We start from the raw sequence: 23,534 nt of genomic DNA on the forward strand, positions 1-23,534 counted from the left end.
GGCGCGCAGCCGGGTGGTCTTGCCGGGGACGTCAGGCGTGCCGTCGTCCGCGTTCCCCGGCATGCCGCCTTGGGTGTCGGCGTTTCCGTCGGCGGCAGCGGCCTGCGCCGGGGCCATGGTCACCGCGAAGGCGTCGCCGTCGTGCTCCACCCCTTCCACGCGCTGGCCCAGCAGAAAACGGCAGCCCGATGCGCGGCAGCGTTGTTCCAGCAGGTCGGCCACGTCGTCGGCGGAGCGCAGGCAGAACAGTTGCCCGTGTTCGCGTTCTTCCCAGGCGATGGCGTTTTCGGAAACCAGGCTGACCATGTCCCACGGGGAGAACCGGGCCAGTGCGGACTTGGGAAAGTGGGGGTTGCCGCCCACGTAGTGCCGGGCGTGCATTTCCAGGTTGGTGAAATTGCACTTGCCGCCCCCGGCGATGCGCACCTTGCGCCCGGTGGCGCGGGCGTGGTCCACCAGCGTCACGCGGCGGCCCCGCGCGGCGGCGGTCATGGCGCAGAACAGGCCGGAGGCTCCGGCCCCCAGAATCAGCACGTCGGTATCGGTGCGGGTCACGTTGTGGTATGCCGGGATGCGCCCGGCGCTGCCAGAAGGTTGTGGAATGGCGCGGAATGCGCCCGTGGCGGCACTCCTACCCGAGGGCGCGCCGCTTGTCACCCAGCGTGGCGGGGGACGACGCGTGTTCCCTGTTGCTCCCCAGTCTGCCCAGTCTGCCCCAGCCCGGCAGATCCGCCCCGTCGGCCTGTCGTCAGGATCACCGTATGAGCCCGTCGCGCGGGCGGCAACGCCCATCGACAGCCGTGGCCAGGTGCCGTATGGTCGCGCTCCGCGTTCAGGTGTGACCGTCAATTAGACGTCCAGCAGGCATTTTCGCGTCCTTTTCCGAAGAATACTCCCCCTCGAAAGCCCACCGAAAGCTCCCCTGAAGCCCCAAGGACCGCCGCCCATGCCCGTCTCCTTCGCCTCCAGCTATCGCGCGCCGTTCTTCCTGCGCAACGGGCACGCGCAGACCATCTTTCCCGTACTGTTCCGCCCCCGCCCGGAGGTGGAGCAGCGCCGCGAACGGCTGCACCTGCCCGACGACTTCATCGACCTGGACCTGACCCCCGCCGACCCCTTCGCCCCGTTCCGGGGCGTGGCCGTCATATCGCACGGGCTGGAAGGCAATTCGCGCCGCCGCTACGTGCAGGGCATGGCCAGCGCGCTGGCCGCCACCGGCTGGGACGTGGTGGCCCGCAACTTCCGGGGCTGCGGCGGCGAACCCAACCGCCAGCCGCACATGTACCACAGCGGCGAGACGGATGACCTGCACGCCACCGTGCAGTTCTGCCTGGCGCGGGGCTACCGGCGCATCGCGCTGGTGGGCTTCAGCATGGGCGGCAACCAGACCCTGAAGTATCTGGGCGAAAACCCCGACCGCGTGCCGCCCGAGGTGGTGGGCGCGGCGGCCTTTTCCGTGCCGTGCGACCTGGTGGGCGCGGCAGCCGTGCTGGACCGGCCCGCCAACCGCATCTACATGGAATACTTCCTGCGTTCGCTGCGGGTGAAGATGCGCGAAAAGGCGGCCCTGTTCCCCGGGCGTTTCGACCTGGCCGGGCTGGACGCCATGCGCACCTTTGCCGAGTTCGACGAGCGGTTCACCGCGCCGTTGCACGGTTTTGCCTCGGCCATGGACTACTGGACGCGCAGCGGCTGCTTGTCGGTGCTGCACGCCATCCGGGTGCCCACCCTGCTGGTCAACGCCTGCGACGACCCTTTCCTGTCACAGGGCTGTTTTCCCGAGGCGGAGGCGGCGCGCAACCCTGCGCTGCATCTGGAGATGCCGCGCGACGGGGGGCACGTGGGCTTCGTGACCCTGAACGGCGGCAACCGCTACTGGTCCGAGACGCGGGCGGTGGACTTTCTGGGTGCGCTGGGCGCGGAGCAGGCCGGGCACTGAGCGGGAACCGTCTTAGCCGACGAGCGTTCCCCTCTCTTTTTCCCATTCTTTGAACACGACGCGACGACGGGACGATGCACGCGCATCGTTCCGTCGTCGTTGCGTTCCGGGTAAAAGCGGAAAAATCGGTGGGATAATGACTGGCGCAAGCCACCGTGCGGACAGACCATGCCGCCGCGCGAGTTGCCGCCGACGTTGCTGTCGGCAAACGCAGCCCGTCAGCCCGCCCGTGAACCGCTCGCTGTCCGTTAATTGAGCCGCTTGTTGTGCTCGGGCATGACGGCCAGCAGGGTGTCCTTGTCCAGCGCCTCGGAACGGGCCAGCAGGCTCTGGCCCCGCAGGGCGGAAGCCCCGATGCGCCGCATCACCGACTGGTAGGCGGGGTGGGCCCGGTCGGGCAGGTTGTCCAGAAAGCCGTGGCGGTTCAGCAGGGTCAGCAGGCTGCGCACCGCTTCGGCCATTTCGGCCATCTCTGCGCACAGGTCGGCGCGCAGATCCATGTCCAGCGCGGGCTTGGTGCCGTCGGTACGGGTGGCCTCGCCAAGGCGGCGCAGCATGTCCTGGTCTTCGGTGGTCAGTTTTTCAGCGGCCTGGCGCATGATGTTTTCTTTCACGAGTGTGCCTCCTTGGGCTTGTGCCCGGAGAAGCAGGAAGCGTGCCGTTGGTGTATCCTGTTGGCATGAAAGATGTTCATGGTCGTCATGTCGAAAATCGGACGCGCAGGCAGGGCTGCCGTGGCGGGCGGCTGACGGGTGATTGCAGCCGCCCTTGCCCGCGCGCACCGACAGCCGCATACGAAGGCGGCCGGAACCCTTCCGGATTCCGGCCGCCGTGCGTTCAGTGCGTCGCGTTTCCGGGGCGTCTGTGACCGTTCCCGGCCACGTTCCCGGCTACGCGCCTTTCGTCTACTTGCTTTTCTTCTTGGCGGCTTCCATCTGGTAACGCTTCTGGGCGGCCAGGATGGTCTTGCGCAGGCGGATGGACAGGGGGGTCACCTCCACCATTTCGTCCTCGCGCACGAAGTGCAGGGCGCGCTCCAGGGTCATGGGCCGCACGGGGGTAAGGATGACGTTTTCGTCCTTGCCCGAGGCGCGCATGTTGGTGAGCTTCTTTTCCTTGGTGGGGTTCACGTCGATGTCGTTTTCGCGGTTATGTTCACCGCAGATCAGCCCTTCGTACACCGGATCGCCGGGCACGCAGAACATTTCGCCGCGCGGCTCCAGGTTGAACAGGGCGTACGCCACGGCATTGCCCGAGCGGTCGGACACCAGCGAACCGGTGAACCGGGTGGGGAAATCGCCGCGATACGGCTCGTATCCTTCCAGGTACGAGTTCATGATGCCGGTGCCCTTGGTGTCGGTAAGGAATTCGTCGCGGTAGCCGATGAGCCCGCGCGAGGGCACGGAAAATTCCAGTCGCACGCGGCCCGTGCCGTTGTTGGCGCAGTTGGTCATGCGGCCCTTGCGGATGGACAGCTTTTCGGTGACCACGCCCATGAACGTCTCGTCGCAGTCCACGTACAGGTGCTCGATGGGTTCCAGGCGCTCGCCGTTCTGCTCGCGCATGATGACTTCCGGACGGCCCACGCACAGTTCGAAGCCTTCGCGGCGCATGGTTTCGATAAGGATGGCCATCTGGAATTCGCCGCGGCCCTTCACGATGAAGCTGTCACGCTCCTCGGAATCTTCCACGCGGATGGCCACGTTGGACAACGCTTCGCGCAGCAGGCGTTCGCGGATCTTGCTGGATTGCACCAGCTTGCCTTCGCGGCCCGCCAGCGGCGAGGTGTTGATGGTGAAGCGCATGGCCACGGTGGGCTCGTCCACGCGGATGCGGGGCAGGGCGCGCGGGGCTTCGCGGGTGCAGATGGTGTCGCCGATCTTCACGTTCTCGATGCCCGCCACCACCACGATGTCGCCGGGGTCGGCCTCGTCGGCGTCGCGCAGTTGCAGGCCTTCGTAGACTTGCAGGCGGGTGACGCGCAGGGGGTTTTCCTTGCCGTCCTCGTCGATGCAGACCAGGCTGTCCTTGGCCTTGACCGAGCCGTGGAACACGCGGCCCACGGCCATGCGGCCCAGGTAGTCGGAATAGGCAAGGTCGGCCACCAGCATCTGGAAGGGTTCCGCCGGGTCGTACATGGGACCGGGCATTTCCTTGACGATGGTTTCGAACAGCGGCGAAAGGTCAACCTGCTCGTCCTCAAGGCCGTGCATGGCCACGCCTTCGCGGCCAATGGCGTACAGCACGGGAAATTCCAGCTGCTGTTCGTTGGCGTCCAGGTCGATGAACAGGTCGTAGATTTCGTTCAGCACTTCCTGCGGGCGGGCGTCCTTGCGGTCGATCTTGTTGACCACAACGACCACCTTCAGGCCTGCTTCCAGCGTCTTGCGCAGCACGAAGCGGGTCTGGGGCAGGGGGCCTTCGGATGCGTCCACCAGCAGGATGGCGCCGCTGGCCATGGACAGGGCGCGCTCCACCTCGCCGCCGAAGTCGGCGTGGCCGGGGGTGTCGATGATGTTGATCTTCACGCCCTGCCACGACACGGCGCAGTTCTTGGCGGCAATGGTGATGCCGCGCTCGCGTTCCAGGTCCATGCGGTCCATGACGCGGTCGTCCATCTGCTGGTCGGCGCGAAACACGCCGCTCTGGCGAAACAGGGCGTCCACGAGGGTGGTCTTGCCGTGGTCAACGTGGGCGATGATGGCGACGTTGCGCAACCTGTCGTTGTGCACTGCGGTGCTCAAGGGAGATTCTCCTGGCGGGATGGGCTTCGGCCACGGGCGGGGCAGGGCCTCTGGCCCGGCGCGGCTGGTGGCTTGTGGGGGAAGACGCGTTCCCGCATGCGGCGGGGAGGCGGGGCGGGGCGGCAACGCATGAACTTGCGGTGGTGCCCGGCGAGGGGCGATGCCGGTCACGGCGTGTCGCGGACGGCATGCATACACCTACGCGGGCCGGGTGGCAAGCGTGTGTCGGCGGGTCGGAATGATAAAGAAAAGCTGGGGTGGGTGCGGGTGATGGCGGGGGTGCCGCTATGTGCAGGGCGCTGGTGGGGCGTTGCGCCTCCAAACGAAGTAACCACTGCCTTAACACTGCGCGCGGGCATGGCTGTGCCCGGCCCACGGCGTGGTCAGGGCGGAAGGCGCGCAGCCATACTCCGTCGCTGATGGTAGCGAGGCATACGCCGCCCGTTACCTCTAAATGCCGAAACAATCCGTGCGGATTGCGCCCGCCGTCGGAGGTCGACGCCGGAGGCCTCGCGACGGCGGAAGCTCCGGCGTAGCGGGTGCACCGCGAACCGACCGACGGTAAAGGCACGCCCCGGACCTTTGCCAGAACCACGGGAGCGTTGCGCGCATGCGCATTCAGCCGGGCAGATCGCCCGGAGGCGCCTGCGCCGCAGGGAAGCTGCCCGGCGTAAGAATGCGGCGGGAGAGGCCGGGGGGCTTTGCCCCCCGAAGCGCGGGGGGTGGCAGGGGGCCGCCGCTATGCGGCAGCCGTTAGGCGAGCGCATAGCGCGAGTCTTACGGATGGCGACCGCAACGCGCGGCCCCTTGCCCCACGCCGGAGGCGGCCCAAACTACGAACCAGTACAGCCTGTCATGAATGGCTAAACACCCGTATCGCGACCAACAGCAAAGCGCACTCCCCCTAAACCCTCTCCACCACCGCAGCCACCAGCCGGGTCAACTTGTCCCCGGCCTCGCCCGCAACGCGGATGACCTCCTCCAGCGGGGCTTCCTTCATGCAGTCGGGCAGGTTCTTGTTGGTCAGGCATGAAATGCCCAGCACCCGCAGCCCCATGTGCCGCGCGGCAATCACTTCCAGCACCGTGGACATGCCCACGGCGTCGGCGCCCAGGTGGCGGTACATGCGGGTTTCCGCCGGGGTTTCCATCTGCGGGCCGGGCACGCCCGCGTACACCCCCCGCTCCAGACGCACGCCAAGGCGCGCCGCCTCTTCCATGGCAATGCGGCCCAGCGCCGCGTCATAGGGGGCGCTCATGTCGGGAAAGCGCGGTCCCCAGGCGTCGTGGTTGGGGCCGGTCAGGGGGCTGCGCCCGGTGAAATTGACGTGGTCGGTGAGCAGCATCAGGTCGCCCGCGTCCCAGCGCGGGTTCAGCGCGCCCGCCGCGTTGGTGATGATAAGCACCTCCACGCCCAGGGTCGCCATGACCCGCACGCCCATGCACACGTCTTCCGGTGCGTACCCTTCGTACAGGTGGCAGCGCCCCTGTTGCAGCACCACGTCCACCGTGCCGATGCGCCCGAACAGAAACCGCCCTTCGTGCGAGGCTACCGTGGATTGCGGAAAGCCCGGCACCTGCGAATAGGGCAGGGGGCGGGCGTCGGCCAGGGCTTCGGCCAGGCCGCCAAGGCCGGTGCCGCACACCACGCCCACGCGGGGCCGGGGGGGGCGTCCGCCCTGTCCAGGCATTCCGGACAGGGCGGAAGTGATAACGGATGCCGCATTCTGGACTTTTTCCGGGTTTTGCATAAGATCACCGACATTAATGATTGTGCGTGAACGGTGGGGGGCCACCAGACCGGTCGTTCCGGTCCGCACTGCCCGCGCCCATGAGGGGGAAGTTGGGGGCGCAGCACAGCGAACTGGTAGGATATTAGGCCGAACCTATGGATATAGCAACTTTTTTCGGTGTGCTCACTGGCTTCGGCCTGGTGGTCGGCGCCATCATGATGGGCCCCGAGCCGGGGAAATTCTTTGACATCGCAAGCGTGATGATCGTCTTCGGGGGCACCGCCGCATCCATCCTGGTCACCTTTCCGCTGGAAGAAGTGTTGCAGGCGGTGCGGGGCGGTTTCAAGGCCTTCGGCACCAAGCGGGTACAGGCGCAGGACGTGGTGAACACCATGGTCCGCATTGCCGAGATCAGCCGCCGCGAGGGGCTTATCGCCCTCGAGAACGTGCAGACCGAAAACGCCCTGATCAAGAAGGCCTGCCAACTCATCGCCGACAACGCCGACCCCGGTCTGATCCGGGGCACCGTGGCCATCGAGATCGCCTCCATGAAACGGCGGCACAACGTGTCCATCAGCGTGTTCAACCGGCTGGGCGGCTATGCCCCGGCGTTCGGCATGATCGGGACGCTCATCGGCCTCGTGCAGATGCTGGCTACCCTCAACGATCCCTCCACCATCGGCCCGTCCATGGCCGTGGCCATCATCACCACCTTCTACGGGGCACTGCTCTCCAACCTGCTGTTCCTGCCCATAGCGGGCAAGCTGAAGGCGCGCAGCATGCAGGAGGAACTGCACCTGCTGATCATTTTCGAGGGGGCCAAGTGCATCCTTGAGAACAACAACCCCAGGCTGGTGTACGAAAAGCTTTCTTCGTTCCTGCCGCCCAAGGAGCGCAGGGATGGCCGATGACACCGAACTCGACATGGAAGTGGAAGAGGACGAGCCGCCTACCGAGTGGCTGGCCACCCTTGCCGACGTTTCCATGCTGCTGCTGTGCTTCTTCATCCTGCTCTTTGCCCTGTCCACCATCGACAAGACCAAGATAACCGAAACCTTCGACGCAGTGCGCACGGTGTTTGGCGGCAAGGATTCGGAACTGGCCACCTCTGCCGTGCGCAGCGACGAATCGAGCGCACTGCTGGAGTCGGTGCGGCTGCAACGCCAGATCATCGAGGCCCAGCGCAACACCTATTCGGAAATGCGCACCTATTTCAACAAGACGGGGGTAGAGGGCGTCATCGGGGCCGTGTTCGACGAAGGCATCATAACCCTGCGTATTCCTGCGGAAGTCATGTTCGCCCCGGGCGAGACGGATTTGAGCCCCCAGGCCGAGCGATACCTGAAACCGCTGGCGGACCTGTTCGTGCGCAAGAAGGACCAGTCCATAAATATCCGGGGGTTTACGGACGACTCACAACCTAGTTCAACGTCAAGATTCCGGGATAATTGGGAACTTTCTTCGTTGCGTGCGGTGAGCGTATTACGCTATTTCCTGAAAGCGGGCATCGACTCCAAGCGGTTGACAGCCACCGGGCTTGGTGAGTTAGACCCCCTGTTCCCGAACACCACGGAAGAAAACCGGGCGCGCAACCGGCGCGTGGAATTCATGCTGGAACGCCGGGTGACCAAGTAGTGCCGGGTAACCAAGTAGTGCCGGGTAACCAAGTAGTGCCGGGTAACCAAGTAGTGCCGGGTAACCAAGTAGTGCCGGGTAACCAGGTGACGCGGGGGGGCCTGCACACAACCGGGGGGTGCCGGGGATGGCGATGACGACGCACGACGAATTCGACGATTTCGATTTCACGCTGCCCTCAGACGTAGAGGGCGAACGCCGGGCCTATCGCACGTCGGTGCCCGGCCTTGAAGCGAGCGTGGCGGGGAAGGACGGCACATTCCCCGTGGAAAACGTGAGCGCGGTGGGCATTGCCATGCACGCCCCCGGCCACGCCTTTGCGGAAGGGGAGGACCTTCGGGTCGACCTGCTGATCATGGGCAAGCCCTACATCACCGCGCTGCCCGCCAGGGTGGCGCGGCTGGGTGAAGGGGGCCTCGTCGGGTGCGAGCTCGCCTCGCCGGACTTCTGGCAGGAAGCGCGCCTGGACAAGCTGGTGCTCGAGGTTCAGAAGCGGATGATCGCCCAGCGCAAGGCGGAGTCCGAAAAACGTGATGCGCAGGCCGCAGGGCAGCACCGCGACGGCGGGGCTGTTCCCGATGCGTCTACCGACGCGCCCGCAGACGCGGGCGGCACCACCAGGTTCACGGTGGACAGCGCCGCCGGGACGGAACTGGACGTCTGACGGCCACGCGCGGGCATGAGGGTGCCCGTGCAGCGGCTGACGATGGTCCGGCGTCGCGGTGGCGTCGTGCGGTCCATGAAAATGTAACAACCATATCGAGGGACATTGGTGCAGACGAAAGACCATAAGGTGCTGGTGGCGAACAGAGGGGAAATCGCCATTCGCATCGTTCAGGCCTGCCGCAAGCTGGGCCTGGCTTTCACGTGCGTGTACACGGCGGAGGACGCCGCGTCGGGCCATGTGCGCATTGCCCGCGAACTGGGTGGCGACAAGAGCCTCTGCCGCGTCTCCTCCTATCATGATGCCAACGAACTCATGGCCGTTGCCGACGATGCGGGCGCCACCGCCGTGCATCCGGGCTACGGCTTTTTTGCCGAAGACTACCGCTTTGCCCGCCGCGTTTCCCAGCGCGACCGCAAGCTTATCTTCATCGGCCCTTCGTGGCGGGTAATCCGCGAACTGGGCGACAAGATCAATACCAAGCGCCTTGCGCGCAGCCTGGGCGTACCCACCGTGCCCGGTTCCGACCGGCCCATCTACGACGAGATGGAAGCGGAAAAGGTGGCCCAGAGCCTGTTCGAATTCCAGGAACAGCAGGGCGTCCGCAAGCCGCTGGTGCTGGTCAAGGCATCGGCGGGCGGCGGCGGCATGGGCATCGAAGAGGTGTACGACATAGACCTCTTCCGCTCCGTGTACCGGCGCATCCGCAACTACGCCCTGCGTCAGTTCAAGGACGAGGGCGTGCTCATCGAGCAGCGCATCCGCGACTTCAACCACCTGGAAGTGCAGGTGGTGTCCGACCGCAGCGGGCGCAACCCCGTGCATTTCGGCACCCGCAACTGCTCCATCCAGTCCACGGGCCTGCAAAAGCGCATCGAGATCGCCCCCGGTTTCGATCCTTCGTCCATCGAATACGGTTTCGACGCGGCCCAGGTGCTGCGCGACATCACCCAGCACTCGCTGGCCATGGCCCGCAAGGTGGGCTACGACAACGTGGGCACCTGGGAATGGATCGTCACCCGCGACGGTCGCCCCTTCCTGATGGAAGTGAACACCCGCATCCAGGTGGAGAACGGGGTTTCGGCCACCATCGCCCGCGTGCGCGGGCAGAAGGGCGTGGACCTCATCGCCGAGCAGATCCGCATCGGCCTTGGCGAGCCGCTGGGCTACGGGCAGGAGGACATCACCTTCGAAGGCGTGGGCATCGAATACCGCCTCATCGCCGAAGATCCGGACAACCGCTTCACCCCGTGGGTGGGCCGCGTCGACGGCTTCGGCTGGCCCGAGCGCCCCTGGCTGGCCATGCACACCCACGTGCCCAGCGACGACCCCTACGACATTCCCACCGAGTTCGACCCCAACCTGGCGCTGGCCATCATCTGGGGCAAGGACCTTGCGGAAGCCCGGGAACGCGGCGTCGAATTCCTCGATACGCTGGTGCTGGAAGGCGCCAACAACGCGGGCGAGCCGCTGCGTTCCAACGTCCGGTTCCTGCGGGACAACACCGGGCGCATCCTCAAGTTCTAGGGGCTGGCTTTCCGTGGACTTTTCGCCCGTCGGCATCGTGTCGGCGAACGAAAGTCTGCTTTGGAAACAGCCCCAAGACAGGTTCTGCAAGGTCAGTCCTGCCGGATGCACAACACCGGCCATCGCCGTCCGCCATCCATACCGGCGGACATGCGGCAGCCTTCGCCCGCCACGGCACCGGCACGCGAATGTCCGCCGCCAAGCATGCTACCCGAACCCGCCGGAACTGCGGGGAAGCGACATATGGATACCGAAAAGAGAACGCAGCACCTCGCCGAACGTCTGGGATACATCCGCGACGTGTTCGGCGGAAAGCACAACGAGAACATCGCGCTCCTCGAGTCCAAGCTGCAGGAACTCAACCTGCGCCTGTCCGAGGGCTCCATCAGCGACGAAAACGCCGCGCTGACCACCCTTGAAGACCTGTTCGACTTCGTGGAGCGCAAGCTGGAAGCCGAACTGACGCCCATGGACAAGGTGCGCATCGTGCGGCACCCGCAGCGCATCTGCCTGCGCGACATCCTGGAAAACGTCTACGACAACTACACCGAAATCGGCGGCAAGGACGAACACTCCATTGATCCTTCCATGCTCATCGCCCGCGCCTACATCACCCGGCGCAGCGGCAAGAAGACCATCAACCAGCCGGTTCTGGTCATCGGGCAGGAAAAGGGCCACGGAGAGGAATTCCGCAACGGCGGCTCGGTGAAGCCGTGGGGCAACGCCAAGGCCCTTCAGTACATGAAGGTCGCCGAAACCGAAGGCATCCCCATCCACACCTACGTCTTCACGCCCGGCTCCTACCCGGTGGAGGACTACCCCGGCGCGGCCCAGCAGATCGCCCGCAACCTGTACGAAATGGCGGGCCTGCGCGTGCCGGTCATTGCCGTGTTCTCGGAAGGCGGCTCCGGCGGGGCAGAGGCCATCGGTCTTTCCGACCGACGCCTGATGCTGTCGCACGGGTACTATTCGGTCATTTCGCCCGAAGGGGCGGCAGCCATCGAAGGCCGCCTGCGCCACGGGCAGCGCGCCGCGCCCGAACTGATCGAAAAGTGCGCCCAGCAACTGCGCATCACGGCGGAAGACAACCTGCGCATGGGCTACATCGACCATGTGGTCACGGAACCGCCGCTGGGCGCGCGCCCGTACCATTACGACTTCTTCCGGGGCCTGCGGCAGGAAATCATTCGCGCCACGGACGAGGTGATCCTGGGAGTGAAGGGCTTTGCCCCGTTCCGGGCCATGGTGCTGCGCCGCCGCCGCGGCAAGGCCGAAACCATGGACCTCGACAACATGTACGTGCGCTGGAGCCTGTCGTCGGCGGCCAAGGACCGGCTGGTGGCCCGCCGTCATCGCAAGTTCAACCGCCTGGCCCGCAACGCCGCGCGCGACAGGCGCCCCGTGCTGCGCAAGCTGTCCAACATGGGCTGGGACGCCTGGTGGGACATCTACTCCTACTTCAAGTACGACCTGCTGCGTAAGCACCAGCAGAAGATCGCCTACCTCGTGGAAGAGGTGGAGGCCGAGGCGCAGGTGCTGATGGAAAAGGTGGCCGCCCCGTGGCGCAAGATCACCTGCGCGCTGCCCGGCGGCGCGTGCCAGAGCAGCGAACAGACCGAACGCGAGCTGACCGCCCTGTCCGACTGGGACGAGGAAGGCCAGCGCAACGGCAACTGGAGCTACGTCAGCCCCCGCGCCAAGGAAGACCGCGCCATCACCTGCCCCAACGCGGGCAGCCACGGCTGCCTCGACCTGTGGGCGCCCGACCTGTTCGGCGAATTTGCCGGGGTGTGCACCTACTGCGGGCACCACTTTCCCATGGAATACCAGTGGTACCTGCATAACGTGTTCGATGAGGGCTCCATCTTCGAGTTCAACGCGGAAATCGAGGCGGGCAACCCCCTCGGCTTCGAAGGCTTCGACGTCAAACTGGAGCAGGCCAAGAAGCAGACCGGCCTGAAAAGCGGCTGCGTCACCTTCGAGGCGCGCATCGACAACGTGAAGCTGGTGGTGGCCATGCTGGTCGCCCCGTTCCGGGGCGGCTCCGTGGGTGCGGCAGAGGGCGAGAAGTTCGTCCAGGCCGCCGAGCGCGCCAAGAAGAAGCGCTACCCCTTCCTGGCCTACGTGCACGGCACCGCGGGCATCCGCATCCAGGAAGGCACCAACGGCGTCATCCAGATGCCCCGCTGCACCATGGCCGTGCGCCGCTACATCGAGGCCGGGGGCCTGTACCTTGTGCTGTACGACACCAATTCGTACGCCGGGCCGCTGGCCAGCTTCCTCGGTTGCTCGCCCTACCAGTTCTCCATCCGTTCGGCCAACATCGGCTTCGCCGGGCCGGGCGTCATCAAGGAGACCACGGGCGTGGACATCCCGCCGGACTACCACCGGGCCTATCGCGCCCTGTCGCGCGGGCACATCCAGGGCATCTGGGACCGCCGCGACGCGCGCATGAACCTGAAGCAGGCCCTTCTGACCATGGGCGGCCGCAACCTCTACTACCGGTAGCCCGCGCCACGGCAAGGAACAGGTGAGACAGTGTTCGACATCACGCAATTGCTGGATGAGATAAAGGCGTCTCCCTACGAGGAGATCGTCGTCACCGCGCCGCACACCGGCGTGGTCACGTTCACGGACGTGCGCGAAGGCGCCCGGGTCATCGGGCCTTCCGGCACGTGGAAGGAAAAGAAGGGCACGCTGCTCGCCACCATCGAGCGCGAGCGCAACCAGAAGCCCATCCACGCCGTGGAAAAGGGCGAGGTCAAGGAAGTGCTGCGCCATCTGGAAGGCGCCTTCGTCGAGGCGGGCACCCCCCTCGTGCGGCTGCGCCACTTCCTGTCCAAGGACGAGGTGCTGGCCATCATCCTCAAGAAGGCCCTGCACCTCTTTGTCGCGCCGGAACGCGCCAAGTACTACTTCGCGCCCGACGTGGACAAGAAGGTCAAGGCCTCCGGCGCCAGCTCCGTCTCGCTGCACGAGGGCATGGACCTGTTCATCATGTCGCGCATGAAGCGCGAGGCCTCGCTGGCCTATTCCGGCCCCAGCGGCGTCATCTACGCCGTGTACTTCCAGCACAACGAGAACGTGGATGCGGGCCAGCCCCTCATCGGCGTGTGCCCGCCGGACCAGCTGTCGCTCATCGAGGACGTGGTGGCCCGCGTGCAGACCGAGTGGGAAGAGCGGGAGTAAGCCATGGGCAAGGTGTTGCAGGTGCGCGTGTGGGCTTCCACCTACCGCGACGAGGACGTGGAAAAGGCCTGGCCGTTGCTGGTGGCCCTTGTCTGGCCCGAACCCTTCGTCCGGCCCGTGGCCGGGCAGGTGCTTGGCCCCGCAGACCGGCGCGGCGTGCTGGAACTGGTGCAGGCCCTTGACGACGGGCTGCGCTTTGCCGGGTGGGATGCCCCCGTGCGCGACGCCCTGGCCGACCGCGTGCCCGCCATCGTGGCCCTGCGCGACAAGCTGGACGCCGCCCTTGCCGAATGGGACGCCCGCAGCGCCAACCGCATCACCGATGAACTGGAAGAAGCCCTGGACCAGGCCGAAAAGGCGCTGGTGAAGGCGAAGTAGAGATAAAGCCGGTCCCTTCTACTTTTGAAGAGGGAAAGGCAAAGAACGTAACGGGGGGAAGGGGAGGACACTTTGAAAAGTGTCCTCCCCTTCCCCCCGACCCCCTTCCCCTCCCACAAACTTTTTGGTTGGGGGTAGGGGACAGGCAGGGGGTAGTCGCAAGCATTCAGGCCGATGTGCGGCCTCGCCCGGGCAGGGCAGGGGGCAAGGCCCATGCACTGTGCGGCGTGGTGTACGGCGTACATGCCCTGCATGCGTGTCCCAGGGGCGTCGCCGCCGATTCCCCGGCCCGCTTTCGCCGCGCATCACGGTTGCGACAAAACGCATCCCACGGTATCACCCCATAGGGATGGCGAACGCCGTCCCGCCCCCACCGCATACAAAGCAGACCATCGCAAGGAAATACGCATGCTCAACAAGGTCATGATCATAGGACGTCTCGGCCGCGACCCCGAACTGCGCTACGCCCAGAACGGCACCCCCATCGCCAACCTGCGCATCGCCACCGACGAATCGTACACCGACCGCGACGGCAACAAGGTCGACCGCGTGGAGTGGCACACCGTGGTGGTCTTTCAGCGCGCGGCGGAAAACTGCGCCAACTACCTCGGCAAGGGCAGCCTTGTCTTTGTCGAAGGCAGCCTGCAAACCCGCAAGTGGCAGGACCAGAACGGCCAGGACCGCTACTCCACAGAAATCAAGGCCCAGCGCGTCCAGTTCCTCGACCGGCGCGGCGAAGGCGCGGGGGCTCAGCCCGCCGAAGGCGGCGGCGCTCCCCGCCGGTCTTACCAACAGGGTCAGCAGCCTTCCGGTGGTCAGGGCGGCGGCCAGGGTGGTCAGGGTGGTCAGGGCGGTCAGGGTGGGCAGGGCGGCCAGCGCGGTCAGGGTGGGCAGGGCGGCCAGCGCCGTCAGGCCCCGCAGGGCGATCCCTACGGCGGCATGGACGACGACCTGGGTCCGGCCTTCCCCTCCGAAGCCAGCGGCATGGACGACGTGCCGTTCTAGGTGGGCCGTTCCCCTGTCCACAGCAGCACCGAGTTTCCGGGGCCGCCGCAAGGCGGCCCCTTTGCATTTCCAGTCCCGGCGGCTCCCTGGAGCCTCCGGGTTTTTTTTGCAGTGTGCGCGCCAACGTCGTGGATGCGTTCAGGAATGGGAGTGCGCACGCTCGGGGGGGCTGGCAGATTGTGTGTTGCAACATGGCAAAAGCATATGCGTTTATCTTTTATGTCAAAAGAATTCTGTGCGGCGTTCCAAGATTTTTGTTGCCATGCCGCAGAAATGTGACATATGTACGTTCTGTGAACAAAAGTGCCGGGCAGGCCGCGCGCCATGACGCAAGCCGGTGTTTCGCACCGCTTGCGGACCAGCAACAGGGAACGCGCGCAGGGTCTGCGGTACCACCTTCCGCCGCCGTGCGCGGCAGGAGACGCAGATGATGCACGACCCCACGGAACGCGCGCTGCTAAGCCGCATAGCCTGGGCCTATTACGTCGAGGGCATGACCCAGTCCGACGTCGCCGACTGGCTGGGCATCAGCCGGGTGCGCGTCAACAGGCTGCTTCAGGTCTGCCGCGACGAGGGCTACGTGCAGATTCTTGTCAACGCCGACCGGGCCGTCTGCTACGAGCTTGAGCGCAGCATGGAGGCCGCCTTCGGCCTGCGCCGCGCCGTGGTCATACCCACCCCGCCTTCGCAGAAATCGCTCAACCGCAATCTTGGCCACGCCGCCGCCCAGTACCTTTCCGGAGTACTGCGCGACGGCTCGTCGCTGGGCCTCGGTTGGGGCACCACCGTTGCCGCCGCCGCCACCGCCGTGCCGCGCAAGCCCGCACAGGGGCTTACCGTGGTTTCGCTGTACGGCGGCCTGCCCTACAGCGTGGTGATCAATCCGTATGAAATCGTGGCAACGTTTGCGCGACGCCTGTGCGCCTCGCAGACCTACTACATTGCCGCGCCCATGTTCGCCCCCAGCCCGGAATCGTGCCGCCTGCTGAAGTCGCAGGAACTGTTCCGCTCCGTGTACGCGCGGGCGGTGCGGGTGGACGTGGCGCTCATCGGCATTGGTCAGCTTGCCACCGACGCCACCAACGTGGTGCTCGGCGCCATAACCCAGGATGACGTGCGCTCGTTGCAGCGCACCACGGCTGTCGGCGAGGTGTTCGGCACCTTCGTCGACGCTTCGGGCGTGCCCGTCGAACACCCCATGAACGCCTGCTTCATGGGGCCAAGCCTCGACGAGGTGCGCTCCATACCGATGACCATCGCCGCCGCCGGCGGCGAGAACAAGACTGCGATCATAAGGGCGGCGCTTACCGGCGGCTTCGTCAACGTGCTGGTCACGGACGAAAGCACCGCGGTGCGCCTGCTCGATCGGGAACATGGAGGAGATGCATGAACAGGTCAGGGTTGCTGGAACGACTGAAGTCCGGTCGCGAATTCGATCTTCTGGTGATCGGCGGCGGGGCTACCGGTTGCGGCGTGGCCGTGGATGCGGCAACGCGCGGGCTGGACGTCGCGCTGGTCGATCGGGCCGATTTCGCGCAGGGCACCAGCAGTCGCAGCACCAAACTGGTGCACGGCGGGGTGCGCTACCTGGAAAAGGCGGTGCTGCAGTGCGACCGCGAACAGTTCGGCCTGGTGCGTGAAGGCCTGCGCGAACGCGGCTTTCTGCTGGCCAACGCCCCCCATCTGGCCCATGCGGTGCGCCTGCTGACGCCCGTGCCCACCTGGAAGGATGCGGGCTACATGTTCGCGGGGCTTACCCTGTACGACCTGCTGGCCGGGCGCCTTGGCCTTGGCCACAGCAAGTTCGTGGGCAAGCGGGCAGCGGAACGCATGTTCCCCACCCTGCGCATGGGCGACTACAAGGCCGCCGTCACTTACTGGGATGGCCAGTTCAACGATGCGCGCATGGCCGTGGCCCTTGCGCGCACCGCCAACGCCCACGGGGCCACCTGCTGCAACCACGTGGAAGTCACCCGACTGATCAAGGAAGGGGGACGGCTGCGCGGGGCGGAACTGCGCGACATGCTGACCGGCGAAACGTGGACCCTGCGCGCCAGGGGCATCATCAACGCCACCGGCCCCATGGCCGACACAGTGCGCCGCATGGACGACCCCGGCGCGGACGAGATCCTCAAGGTCAGCTCGGGCATCCATATCGTGCTCGAGGCGGGCTTCACCCCGCCGGACCTTTCGCTGATGATTCCCAAGACCGAAGACGGTCGCGTGCTGTTCATGATCCCGTGGCAGAATCACGTGGTCTTCGGCACCACCGACGAGCACGCCAACCCCGAGCACGACCCCGTGCCCGATGTGGCCGACATCGACTACCTGCTGCGCTACGCCAGCAAGTACCTGTCGCGGCCCGTCACGCGGGGCGACGTGCGCGCGGTGTGGAGCGGGCTGCGGCCGCTGGTGTTCGCGCCCGGCAAGGGCAGCACCCAGGAACTGGCCCGCACCCACGTCATCGATGTCTCGCCCGCCGGGCTGCTGACCATCGCGGGTGGCAAGTGGACCAGCTACCGCATGATGGCCCAGGACACCGTGGACCGCGCCGACGTGGCCTTTGGCCTGAACCTGACGCGCCCCTGCGTGACCCGCCACCTGAAGGTTGTCGGCGCGCGCGGGTTCATTCCCGGCGGCCACACCGAAATCGCGCGCGAATACGGCGTGCCGGTGGAACTGGCCAAGGCGTTGCACGGTACCTACGGCGACGAGACGGGGCAGGTGCTGGCCATCGCCCGCGACGAGAACCTGGGTGACCGCGTGCACCCCGACCACCCGCACATCATGGCCGAAGTTGCCTTCATCGTGCGCAACGAACTGGCCATGAAGCTTGTGGACGTGCTGGTGCGCCGCCTGCCCATGGGCCTGCTGGACGTGGAGCACACGCTTCAGGCCGCGCCGGGCGTTGCCCGGGTCATGGCCGCCGAACTCGGCTGGGATGCAGCCCGGACCGACGCGGAACTGCAATACCTCGAAACGTATCTTTCGGGGTGGCGCGCGCCCAGGGATTAAGGTTTGCCACGCGGGGCGGGGGAAGGGATGAACCCTGCCCGCCCCGCGCTTCGGTTGATGCGTGCGGCGTACGGGTCGCCACGGGACAGTCACCGTGCCATGCCAGGCGGAATTTTCGGGCGGTTGCCCGGAACATGGCGCGAGGGGCCCGCCCCGCCGCGCAAGCGAGATTTGAACCGTCAACGGATTCACCGGGTTGGTGCAGACCCGGCGTGTCGCAAGGAGGGACGCAACTCCCAGGCGCCTAACCCGCCAGACATCCTCGACATCGGACTTCACGGATGGACGAGGCGGGATGCGCACCCGCCAGGGTGCCGATCACCGCGCGGAGAACGCAGGGTGCTCCGCGTATCCAAGAGAGGGTGTACCATCAGGAGGATTCTATGAAGGAACTTTCGCTGGGACGGGAAATGGTGTCCGAATTCATGGGCACCATGGTCCTGATCATCTTCGGTGCCGGCAACGTGGCCATGACCGTGCTTTTCGGCAAGGGCCTGAACATTACCTGGGACAACATCACCTTCGGGTGGGGTCTCGCCGTGCTGCTGGGCATCATGGCCGGCCTGCCCTCGGGCGCGCACATCAACCCCGCCGTCACCGTGGCGCTGGCGGCCACTGGTCGCTTCCCCTGGAAGAAGGTGCTGCCGTACTCCGTCGCGCAGGTGGCGGGCGGTTTTGCCGGGGCGGCCATCGTGTTCATCGACTTCCACGCCAAGTGGGTCGGCGTCGATCCGCAACTGGCCAGCACAGCAGGCATCTTCTGCACCTTCCCGGCCATCACCACCTCCTACCTGCCGGGCTTCATCGACCAGATCATCGGTACCGCGGTGCTGATGTTCGGCATCCTCGCCATCGGCGACTTCGCGGGCAAGAACAACATCGGCTGGATCGGCGGCATCCTGGTGGCGCTGCTGGTGGTGGCCATCGGCATGAGCCTTGGCGCCATGCACGGGTACGCCATCAACCCCGCGCGCGACTTTGGTCCGCGCTTCTTCGCCCTGGTGGCGGGCTTTACCCAGCCCAACCTGATGGAACCCGGCATCGTGCTGGTGCCCATCGTCGGCCCGCTGGTCGGCGGCCCGCTTGGCGCATTCATCTACGATTGGACCACGGGCGCCGTGCACAAGGCCCAGTCCGCCTAATGGTGATGCAAGCCGTCTTTTTTGCGCATGCCAGACAGTAGCCTTGCAGGCGGACAAAAAAACCGGTTTGCATTCGTTGAAGGTGTTCCCGGCGGGCGGCCGGGACGCATTCCCGCCGCCCGTGCAGCAATCCCCCAACCCAGGGAGTAGCACGACATGACCAAGTACGTTCTCGCACTTGACCAGGGCACCACCAGCTCTCGCGCCATCCTCTTTTCGCGCGAAGGCGACATCATCCAGATTTCCCAGAAGGAATTCACCCAGATCTACCCGCAGCCGGGCTGGGTGGAGCATAACGCCAACGAGATCTTCGACACCGAATCGTGGGTCATGCGCGACTGCCTGAAGCAGGCGGGCATTGACGGTTCTCAGGTGGTGGCCGCGGGCATCACCAACCAGCGCGAAACCACGGTGGTCTGGGACAAGGCCAGCGGCGCGCCGGTTTACAACGCCATCGTGTGGCAGGACCGCCGCACGGCGGGCTTCTGCGACGAGTTGAAGGCGCGCGGCCTGGCCGACACCTTTCGCCAGAAGACCGGCCTTGTGCTTGACGCCTACTTCTCCGGCACCAAGGTGCGCTGGATCCTTGAAAACGTGCCCGGCGCCCGCGCCAAGGCCGAAAAGGGCGAACTGCTGTTCGGCACCATCGACACCTGGCTCATCTGGAACCTGACCAAGGGCAAGGTGCACGCCACCGACGAATCCAACGCCAGCCGCACCCTGCTGTTCAACATCAACACCGGCCAGTGGGACGACGAACTGCTGGGCATTCTGGGCGTGCCGCGTTCCATGCTGCCCACGGTGACCCGCTCGTCCGAAGTGGTGGGCGAGATCCATCCGGAGTTCCTGGGCAAGGCCATTCCCATTGCCGGCAACGCGGGCGACCAGCAGGCCGCCACCTACGGCAACGCCTGCCTGAAGCCCGGCATGGCCAAGAACACTTACGGCACCGGCTGCTTCATGCTCATGAACACCGGCAAGGAAGTGCACGCCAGCAAGAACAACCTGCTGACCACCATGGCCTGGGCCACGCCTTCGGGCCGGTACTTCGCCCTTGAAGGCAGCGTGTTCATCGCTGGTGCGGTGGTGCAGTGGCTGCGCGACGGCCTGGGCATCATCAAGGACGCCCCCGAGGTGGAACAGCTGGCCCTGAGCGTGCCGGACAACGGCGGCGTGTTCCTGGTGCCCGCCTTCGCGGGCCTTGGCGCGCCCCATTGGGACCAGTACGCGCGCGGTACCATGGTGGGCATCACCCGCGGCTCCACCAAGGCCCATATCGCCCGTGCGGCGCTGGAATCCATCGCCCTGCAAACCCTGGACATCATGGATTGCATGCAGAAGGACGCGGGCATCAAGCTGGCGGCCCTGCGCGCCGACGGCGGCGCCACCCGCAACAACCTGCTGATGCAGTTCCAGGCCGACGTGCTGGGCGTGCCGGTGGAACGGCCCAAGGTGACGGAAACCACGGCGCTGGGCGCGGCCTACCTGGCCGGTCTGGCCGTGGGCTTCTGGAAGAGCGAAGAGGAAATCGAAGCCATGTGGCAGCTTGACCGCCGCTTCGAGCCCAACATGTCCGCCGAAACCCGCGAAAAGCTGGTGTACGACTGGCAGCGGGCTGTGGAGCGGGCCAAGGCCTGGGCGCAGGAGTAAATCGCAAAACCGCACAGGCTGCCAACGTATGAACGACGCCGGGAAGGGTACCCTTCCCGGCGTTTTCGATTTGTTGGCCGGACCTGCTCATGGAGGCCGCCGACCTTCGCGTTCAGTCTTGGCGGCACGACTACCCCCGCGCCGCATGGCTGAAGAATTCCCCCGGCGTGCGGCCCATCAGCTGGCGGAAGGCGGCGATGAAGGCCGATGTGGAGTCGTACCCCATCTCCAGCGCCACGGCAGTGACCCCGCGTCCCCGTTCCAGTTCCGGCAGGGCGGCCAGCATGCGGGCCCGCTGGCGCCATTCGCGCAGTGAAAGACCCGTTTCGGCCCGGAACAACCGGGTAAGGGTTCGGTCACTCATGCCAGCCCGCGCGGCCAGACGCGGCAGGGAATGGTCCTCGCCGGGGGCGTCCAGCATGGCCTCGCACAGGGCTGCCAGCCGGGCATCTGCAGGCAGCGGCAGCGACAGCCCGGCCTCCGGCAGGGCCACCAGTTCGTCCAGCAATGCCCCCACCAGTCGCCCGTGCGCGCCGTGCTCGTCATAATCGCTGGACAATAGGGTGAAGGCCAGCACCAGTTCGCGGGCCAGCGGCGTCACCTCCACCACCCGGCAGCGGGCGGGCGCGGCGCCCCACAGCGGGGCCAGTGCGGCGGGGTCGATGTACAGGCTGCGCTGTTCCGCCGGGCCGCTGGTCATCACCTCGTGCGGCAGGCCCGCCGGTATCCAGATGGCCCGTTGCGGCGGAGCCATGTGACTGCCCTGGCGGGTGCGTATTTCCAGCACGCCGAGCACGGCATAACTGAACTGTACCCAGTCGTGGCTGTGCGGGTGCGTCCACGACCCGGCGGACAGCGATTCCGCGCGGGCGAACACGGGGCGGGGCAGGGCGGCGATGTCGGGTATGGCGCGGGGGATGGTCATGCGGCGACCTTCTTCGGTCGGGAGATGGTCTGGGTGCTGGTGTGTATCCGGCAGGTCGGCTGGCCATGCGGGACAGCGGGGTCGGTACGGGGGGGCATTGTTTGGCGTATTCCCGACATATCTTGTCTTCATGTCGTTAGCAGGAAGGTGCGCGGGTGGCTAGATGTCTGGTGCGGGCGGCGCACTGGCCGCACGCAGACCCCCAGACTTCATGGAGAGACGATCATGTTTGCGAAGTACGCACGACGGTTGGCCAAGGACTGGTTTCTGGCCGGGATGCTGGGCGTAGTGGCGCTGGCCACGCTGTTCCCCGGGCTGGGGGCCAGCGGCGGCATCCTGCACGCCGACATGCTGGGCAATGCGGGAATATTCCTGATCTTCCTGTTCCACGGCGCGGGCATTTCTTCCGAAAGCATGCGCCACGGCATGTCCCGCTGGAAGCTGCACACCATGGTGCAACTGACCACCTTCGTGGTGTTTCCGCTGCTGTGGTTCGGCTTCCGCTTCGCCTTCGACGGCCTGATCCCGGCGGATCTGATGCTGGGCTTCCTGTACCTGTGCGCGCTGCCGTCCACCATATCCTCGTCGGTGGCCATGACGGCCATCGCCCGCGGCAACGTGCCGGGGGCCATCTTCAACGCCACCCTGTCCAGCCTGCTGGGCATCTTCCTGACCCCGGTGATCATCGCCATGGCCGCCGGAACGCAGGGCGGGGCGCTGTCGCTTACCGACGCCATGATCAATATCGCCGGGCTGCTGTTCCTGCCCTTCGTGCTGGGGCAACTGGCCCGCCCATGGCTGGGCGCCTTCATGGCCCGCCACAAGAAGAAGGTGAACACCTTCGACAAGGTGGCCATCCTGATCCTGGTGTACAATTCGTTCTGCGATTCCGTGCTGGGTGGCCTGTGGCGCGACCACGGCATGGACCTGCTGGTCCTGACCATCGGCGGCGCGGCCCTCATCCTGCTGGTGGTGCTGGTGCTGAACACCGTGGTGGCCCGTGCGCTGGGCTTCGACAAGCCCGACGAGATCGCCGCCGTGTTCTGCGGTTCCAAGAAGACCCTGGCCTCCGGCGTGCCCATGGCCCGGCTGCTGTTCGGCGCGCATCCGGCGCTGGGGGTCATCGTGCTGCCCATCATGTTCTACCATCAGTTGCAGTTGTTCGTGTGCTCCATCCTGGCCGAGCGTTACGCCCGGATCATGCAGCAGCACGGGCAGCAGCACGGGCAGCAGCATGGGCAGCAGCATGAACGGGACGGGCGCGACGCGTCCGCGGGGCAGGCGGAAGCGGACGCTCCCGCAGCAACTGCGGCCATGGAAGCTGCCAGCCGTTCCTAGAAATCTCCCTCCGCCTCATCCCCTTGCAGCCCCTCCGCGTGCCCGCGCGCGGAGGGGCTTGCGTTTCCGCGCCGTCTGCCGCACAGGAGATGCATGTGCGCCCGTACCGCCAGAACCGATACCCCGTCCGCGCCCCGCGCCCCGAAGGGCAATGTTGCCCAGAAGGATGATGTGAGCTGGATGGCCGCCTCGCGCCTGCCGGGGCTGGATCTGCTGCGGGCGCGTTACACGCGGCAGGTGTTCGCCCGGCACTTTCACGAAGGGTACGCGCTGGGCGTCATCGAGGGAGGGGCGTTGCGTTTCCGCTATCTGGGGCGCGACCACGTGGCCGCGCCCGGCGCGGTGAACCTGGTGGCCCCCGGAGAGACGCACGACGGGCACGGTGCTGGCGACGCAGGCTGGGCCTACCGGATGTTCTATCTCGCCCCGGACATCGTGCGCATGGCCGGTGAAGAGGCGGGCCTGCCGCACGGCGCGTTGCCCGATTTCGCCAGCGGCGTACTGGACGACCCGGAACTGGCGGCGGCCATCGACGCCCTGCATCGCGACATGGAACGCGCCGGGCCGTGCATGCCCACCCTGGCGCAGGAGACGCGCCTTTCCGCCGTGCTCGCCCGCTGGATAACCCGCCATGCGGCGCAGCGCGGCCCC

The 23,534-nt window shown here is 66.2% G+C and carries 20 protein-coding genes; 15 read left to right on the forward strand and 5 right to left on the reverse strand.

The genetic code is table 11. The annotated features are described in order from the left end of the window. On the reverse strand, positions 1–555 hold a 555-nt coding region (locus tag FVW20_RS05945), incomplete at its 3' end, for an FAD-dependent oxidoreductase (protein ID WP_196608706.1). Between the two features lie 391 nt (positions 556–946). On the opposite strand from FVW20_RS05945, the gene FVW20_RS05950 reads away from it, so the two are divergent. Then, positions 947–1,939 carry a YheT family hydrolase gene (locus tag FVW20_RS05950; RefSeq protein WP_196608707.1) on the forward strand — a complete coding sequence of 331 codons (993 nt, stop codon included), beginning with the start codon at positions 947–949 and terminating at the stop codon, positions 1,937–1,939. Between the two features lie 248 nt (positions 1,940–2,187). Here FVW20_RS05950 and FVW20_RS05955 read toward each other — a convergent pair whose 3' ends face one another. The 3 genes from FVW20_RS05955 to FVW20_RS05965 all read right to left on the reverse strand — a co-directional run bounded on the left by FVW20_RS05955 (position 2,188) and on the right by FVW20_RS05965 (position 6,433). Further along, positions 2,188–2,553, reverse strand: a complete 366-nt coding sequence (locus tag FVW20_RS05955) for a hypothetical protein (protein ID WP_196608708.1) — start codon at positions 2,551–2,553, stop codon at positions 2,188–2,190. Positions 2,554–2,844: 291 nt separating this feature from the next. Continuing rightward, on the reverse strand, positions 2,845–4,683 hold the full coding sequence (gene typA, locus FVW20_RS05960; RefSeq protein ID WP_196608709.1) for a translational GTPase TypA: 1,839 nt from the start codon (positions 4,681–4,683) through the stop codon (positions 2,845–2,847). Positions 4,684–5,587: 904 nt separating this feature from the next. Then, positions 5,588–6,433: a purine-nucleoside phosphorylase gene (locus FVW20_RS05965; RefSeq protein ID WP_196608710.1), complete on the reverse strand. Its 846-nt coding sequence runs from the start codon at positions 6,431–6,433 to the stop codon at positions 5,588–5,590. A 137-nt stretch (positions 6,434–6,570) separates the two neighbouring features. Here FVW20_RS05965 and FVW20_RS05970 point away from each other — a divergent pair, with 137 nt between their 5' ends. The 12 genes from FVW20_RS05970 to glpK all read left to right on the forward strand — a co-directional run bounded on the left by FVW20_RS05970 (position 6,571) and on the right by glpK (position 20,620). Next, the gene (locus FVW20_RS05970) at positions 6,571–7,326 is read left to right on the forward strand and encodes a motility protein A (protein ID WP_196608711.1); all 756 of its coding nucleotides are present in this window, start codon (positions 6,571–6,573) and stop codon (positions 7,324–7,326) included. Beyond that, entirely contained in the window at positions 7,316–8,050 is a 735-nt protein-coding gene (locus tag FVW20_RS05975) for an OmpA/MotB family protein (RefSeq protein ID WP_196608712.1), read from the forward strand. The genes FVW20_RS05970 and FVW20_RS05975 overlap by 11 nt, the downstream gene beginning before the upstream one ends. Before the next feature lie 133 nt (positions 8,051–8,183). After that, positions 8,184–8,714: a PilZ domain-containing protein gene (locus tag FVW20_RS05980; protein ID WP_196608713.1), complete on the forward strand. Its 531-nt coding sequence runs from the start codon at positions 8,184–8,186 to the stop codon at positions 8,712–8,714. 108 nt (positions 8,715–8,822) lie between these two features. Further along, positions 8,823–10,241, forward strand: a complete 1,419-nt coding sequence (locus FVW20_RS05985; RefSeq protein ID WP_196608714.1) for a biotin carboxylase N-terminal domain-containing protein — start codon at positions 8,823–8,825, stop codon at positions 10,239–10,241. A gap of 243 nt (positions 10,242–10,484) precedes the next feature. Next, positions 10,485–12,749, forward strand: coding sequence for an acetyl-CoA carboxylase carboxyl transferase subunit alpha/beta (locus tag FVW20_RS05990; protein WP_196608715.1), 2,265 nt, complete (start codon positions 10,485–10,487; stop codon positions 12,747–12,749). Positions 12,750–12,779: 30 nt separating this feature from the next. Further along, positions 12,780–13,430, forward strand: a complete 651-nt coding sequence (locus tag FVW20_RS05995; protein ID WP_196608716.1) for a biotin/lipoyl attachment domain-containing protein — start codon at positions 12,780–12,782, stop codon at positions 13,428–13,430. 3 nt (positions 13,431–13,433) lie between these two features. Then, positions 13,434–13,808: a hypothetical protein gene (locus tag FVW20_RS06000; protein ID WP_196608717.1), complete on the forward strand. Its 375-nt coding sequence runs from the start codon at positions 13,434–13,436 to the stop codon at positions 13,806–13,808. A 408-nt stretch (positions 13,809–14,216) separates the two neighbouring features. Beyond that, positions 14,217–14,813 carry a single-stranded DNA-binding protein gene (locus FVW20_RS06005; protein ID WP_196608718.1) on the forward strand — a complete coding sequence of 199 codons (597 nt, stop codon included), beginning with the start codon at positions 14,217–14,219 and terminating at the stop codon, positions 14,811–14,813. Between the two features lie 427 nt (positions 14,814–15,240). Next, positions 15,241–16,203: a sugar-binding transcriptional regulator gene (locus FVW20_RS06010; RefSeq protein ID WP_196608719.1), complete on the forward strand. Its 963-nt coding sequence runs from the start codon at positions 15,241–15,243 to the stop codon at positions 16,201–16,203. Next, positions 16,200–17,828, forward strand: a complete 1,629-nt coding sequence (locus FVW20_RS06015) for a glycerol-3-phosphate dehydrogenase/oxidase (RefSeq protein WP_196608720.1) — start codon at positions 16,200–16,202, stop codon at positions 17,826–17,828. Before FVW20_RS06010 ends, FVW20_RS06015 begins: the two co-directional genes overlap by 4 nt. A 383-nt stretch (positions 17,829–18,211) precedes the next feature. Then, entirely contained in the window at positions 18,212–18,970 is a 759-nt protein-coding gene (locus tag FVW20_RS06020) for an MIP/aquaporin family protein (protein WP_196608721.1), read from the forward strand. Between the two features lie 156 nt (positions 18,971–19,126). Continuing rightward, a complete protein-coding gene (gene glpK, locus FVW20_RS06025) occupies positions 19,127–20,620 on the forward strand; it encodes a glycerol kinase GlpK (RefSeq protein WP_196608722.1) in 1,494 nt (497 codons plus the stop codon). Between the two features lie 130 nt (positions 20,621–20,750). Here the strand turns inward: glpK and FVW20_RS06030 are convergent, their stop codons facing one another. Then, the gene (locus FVW20_RS06030) at positions 20,751–21,545 is read right to left on the reverse strand and encodes an AraC family transcriptional regulator (protein WP_196608723.1); all 795 of its coding nucleotides are present in this window, start codon (positions 21,543–21,545) and stop codon (positions 20,751–20,753) included. Positions 21,546–21,770: 225 nt separating this feature from the next. Between FVW20_RS06030 and FVW20_RS06035 the strand changes: the two genes are divergently transcribed. Both FVW20_RS06035 and FVW20_RS06040 read left to right on the forward strand, forming a co-directional pair. Then, complete coding sequence (locus FVW20_RS06035) at positions 21,771–22,883, forward strand: bile acid:sodium symporter family protein (RefSeq protein ID WP_196608724.1); 1,113 nt, start codon at positions 21,771–21,773, stop codon at positions 22,881–22,883. 93 nt (positions 22,884–22,976) lie between these two features. Then, a partial coding sequence (locus tag FVW20_RS06040; protein WP_196608725.1) for an AraC family ligand binding domain-containing protein occupies positions 22,977–23,534 on the forward strand: 558 nt, incomplete at its 3' end.

The organism is Nitratidesulfovibrio oxamicus (assembly GCF_015731765.1).
Lineage (GTDB): Bacteria > Desulfobacterota > Desulfovibrionia > Desulfovibrionales > Desulfovibrionaceae > Cupidesulfovibrio > Cupidesulfovibrio oxamicus.

Coding starts and splice junctions, on each gene's coding strand:
- FVW20_RS06035 (WP_196608724.1), top strand. CDS start 21,771: ATGTTTGCGAAGTACGCACGACGGTTGGCCAAGGACTGGTTTCTGGCC.
- FVW20_RS05975 (WP_196608712.1), top strand. CDS start 7,316: ATGGCCGATGACACCGAACTCGACATGGAAGTGGAAGAGGACGAGCCG.
- FVW20_RS06005 (WP_196608718.1), top strand. CDS start 14,217: ATGCTCAACAAGGTCATGATCATAGGACGTCTCGGCCGCGACCCCGAA.
- FVW20_RS05965 (WP_196608710.1), bottom strand. CDS start 6,433: ATGCAAAACCCGGAAAAAGTCCAGAATGCGGCATCCGTTATCACTTCC.
- glpK (WP_196608722.1), top strand. CDS start 19,127: ATGACCAAGTACGTTCTCGCACTTGACCAGGGCACCACCAGCTCTCGC.
- FVW20_RS05950 (WP_196608707.1), top strand. CDS start 947: ATGCCCGTCTCCTTCGCCTCCAGCTATCGCGCGCCGTTCTTCCTGCGC.
- FVW20_RS06030 (WP_196608723.1), bottom strand. CDS start 21,545: ATGACCATCCCCCGCGCCATACCCGACATCGCCGCCCTGCCCCGCCCC.
- FVW20_RS05970 (WP_196608711.1), top strand. CDS start 6,571: ATGGATATAGCAACTTTTTTCGGTGTGCTCACTGGCTTCGGCCTGGTG.
- FVW20_RS05980 (WP_196608713.1), top strand. CDS start 8,184: ATGACGACGCACGACGAATTCGACGATTTCGATTTCACGCTGCCCTCA.
- FVW20_RS06000 (WP_196608717.1), top strand. CDS start 13,434: ATGGGCAAGGTGTTGCAGGTGCGCGTGTGGGCTTCCACCTACCGCGAC.
- FVW20_RS05990 (WP_196608715.1), top strand. CDS start 10,485: ATGGATACCGAAAAGAGAACGCAGCACCTCGCCGAACGTCTGGGATAC.
- FVW20_RS06010 (WP_196608719.1), top strand. CDS start 15,241: ATGATGCACGACCCCACGGAACGCGCGCTGCTAAGCCGCATAGCCTGG.
- FVW20_RS06020 (WP_196608721.1), top strand. CDS start 18,212: ATGAAGGAACTTTCGCTGGGACGGGAAATGGTGTCCGAATTCATGGGC.
- FVW20_RS06015 (WP_196608720.1), top strand. CDS start 16,200: ATGAACAGGTCAGGGTTGCTGGAACGACTGAAGTCCGGTCGCGAATTC.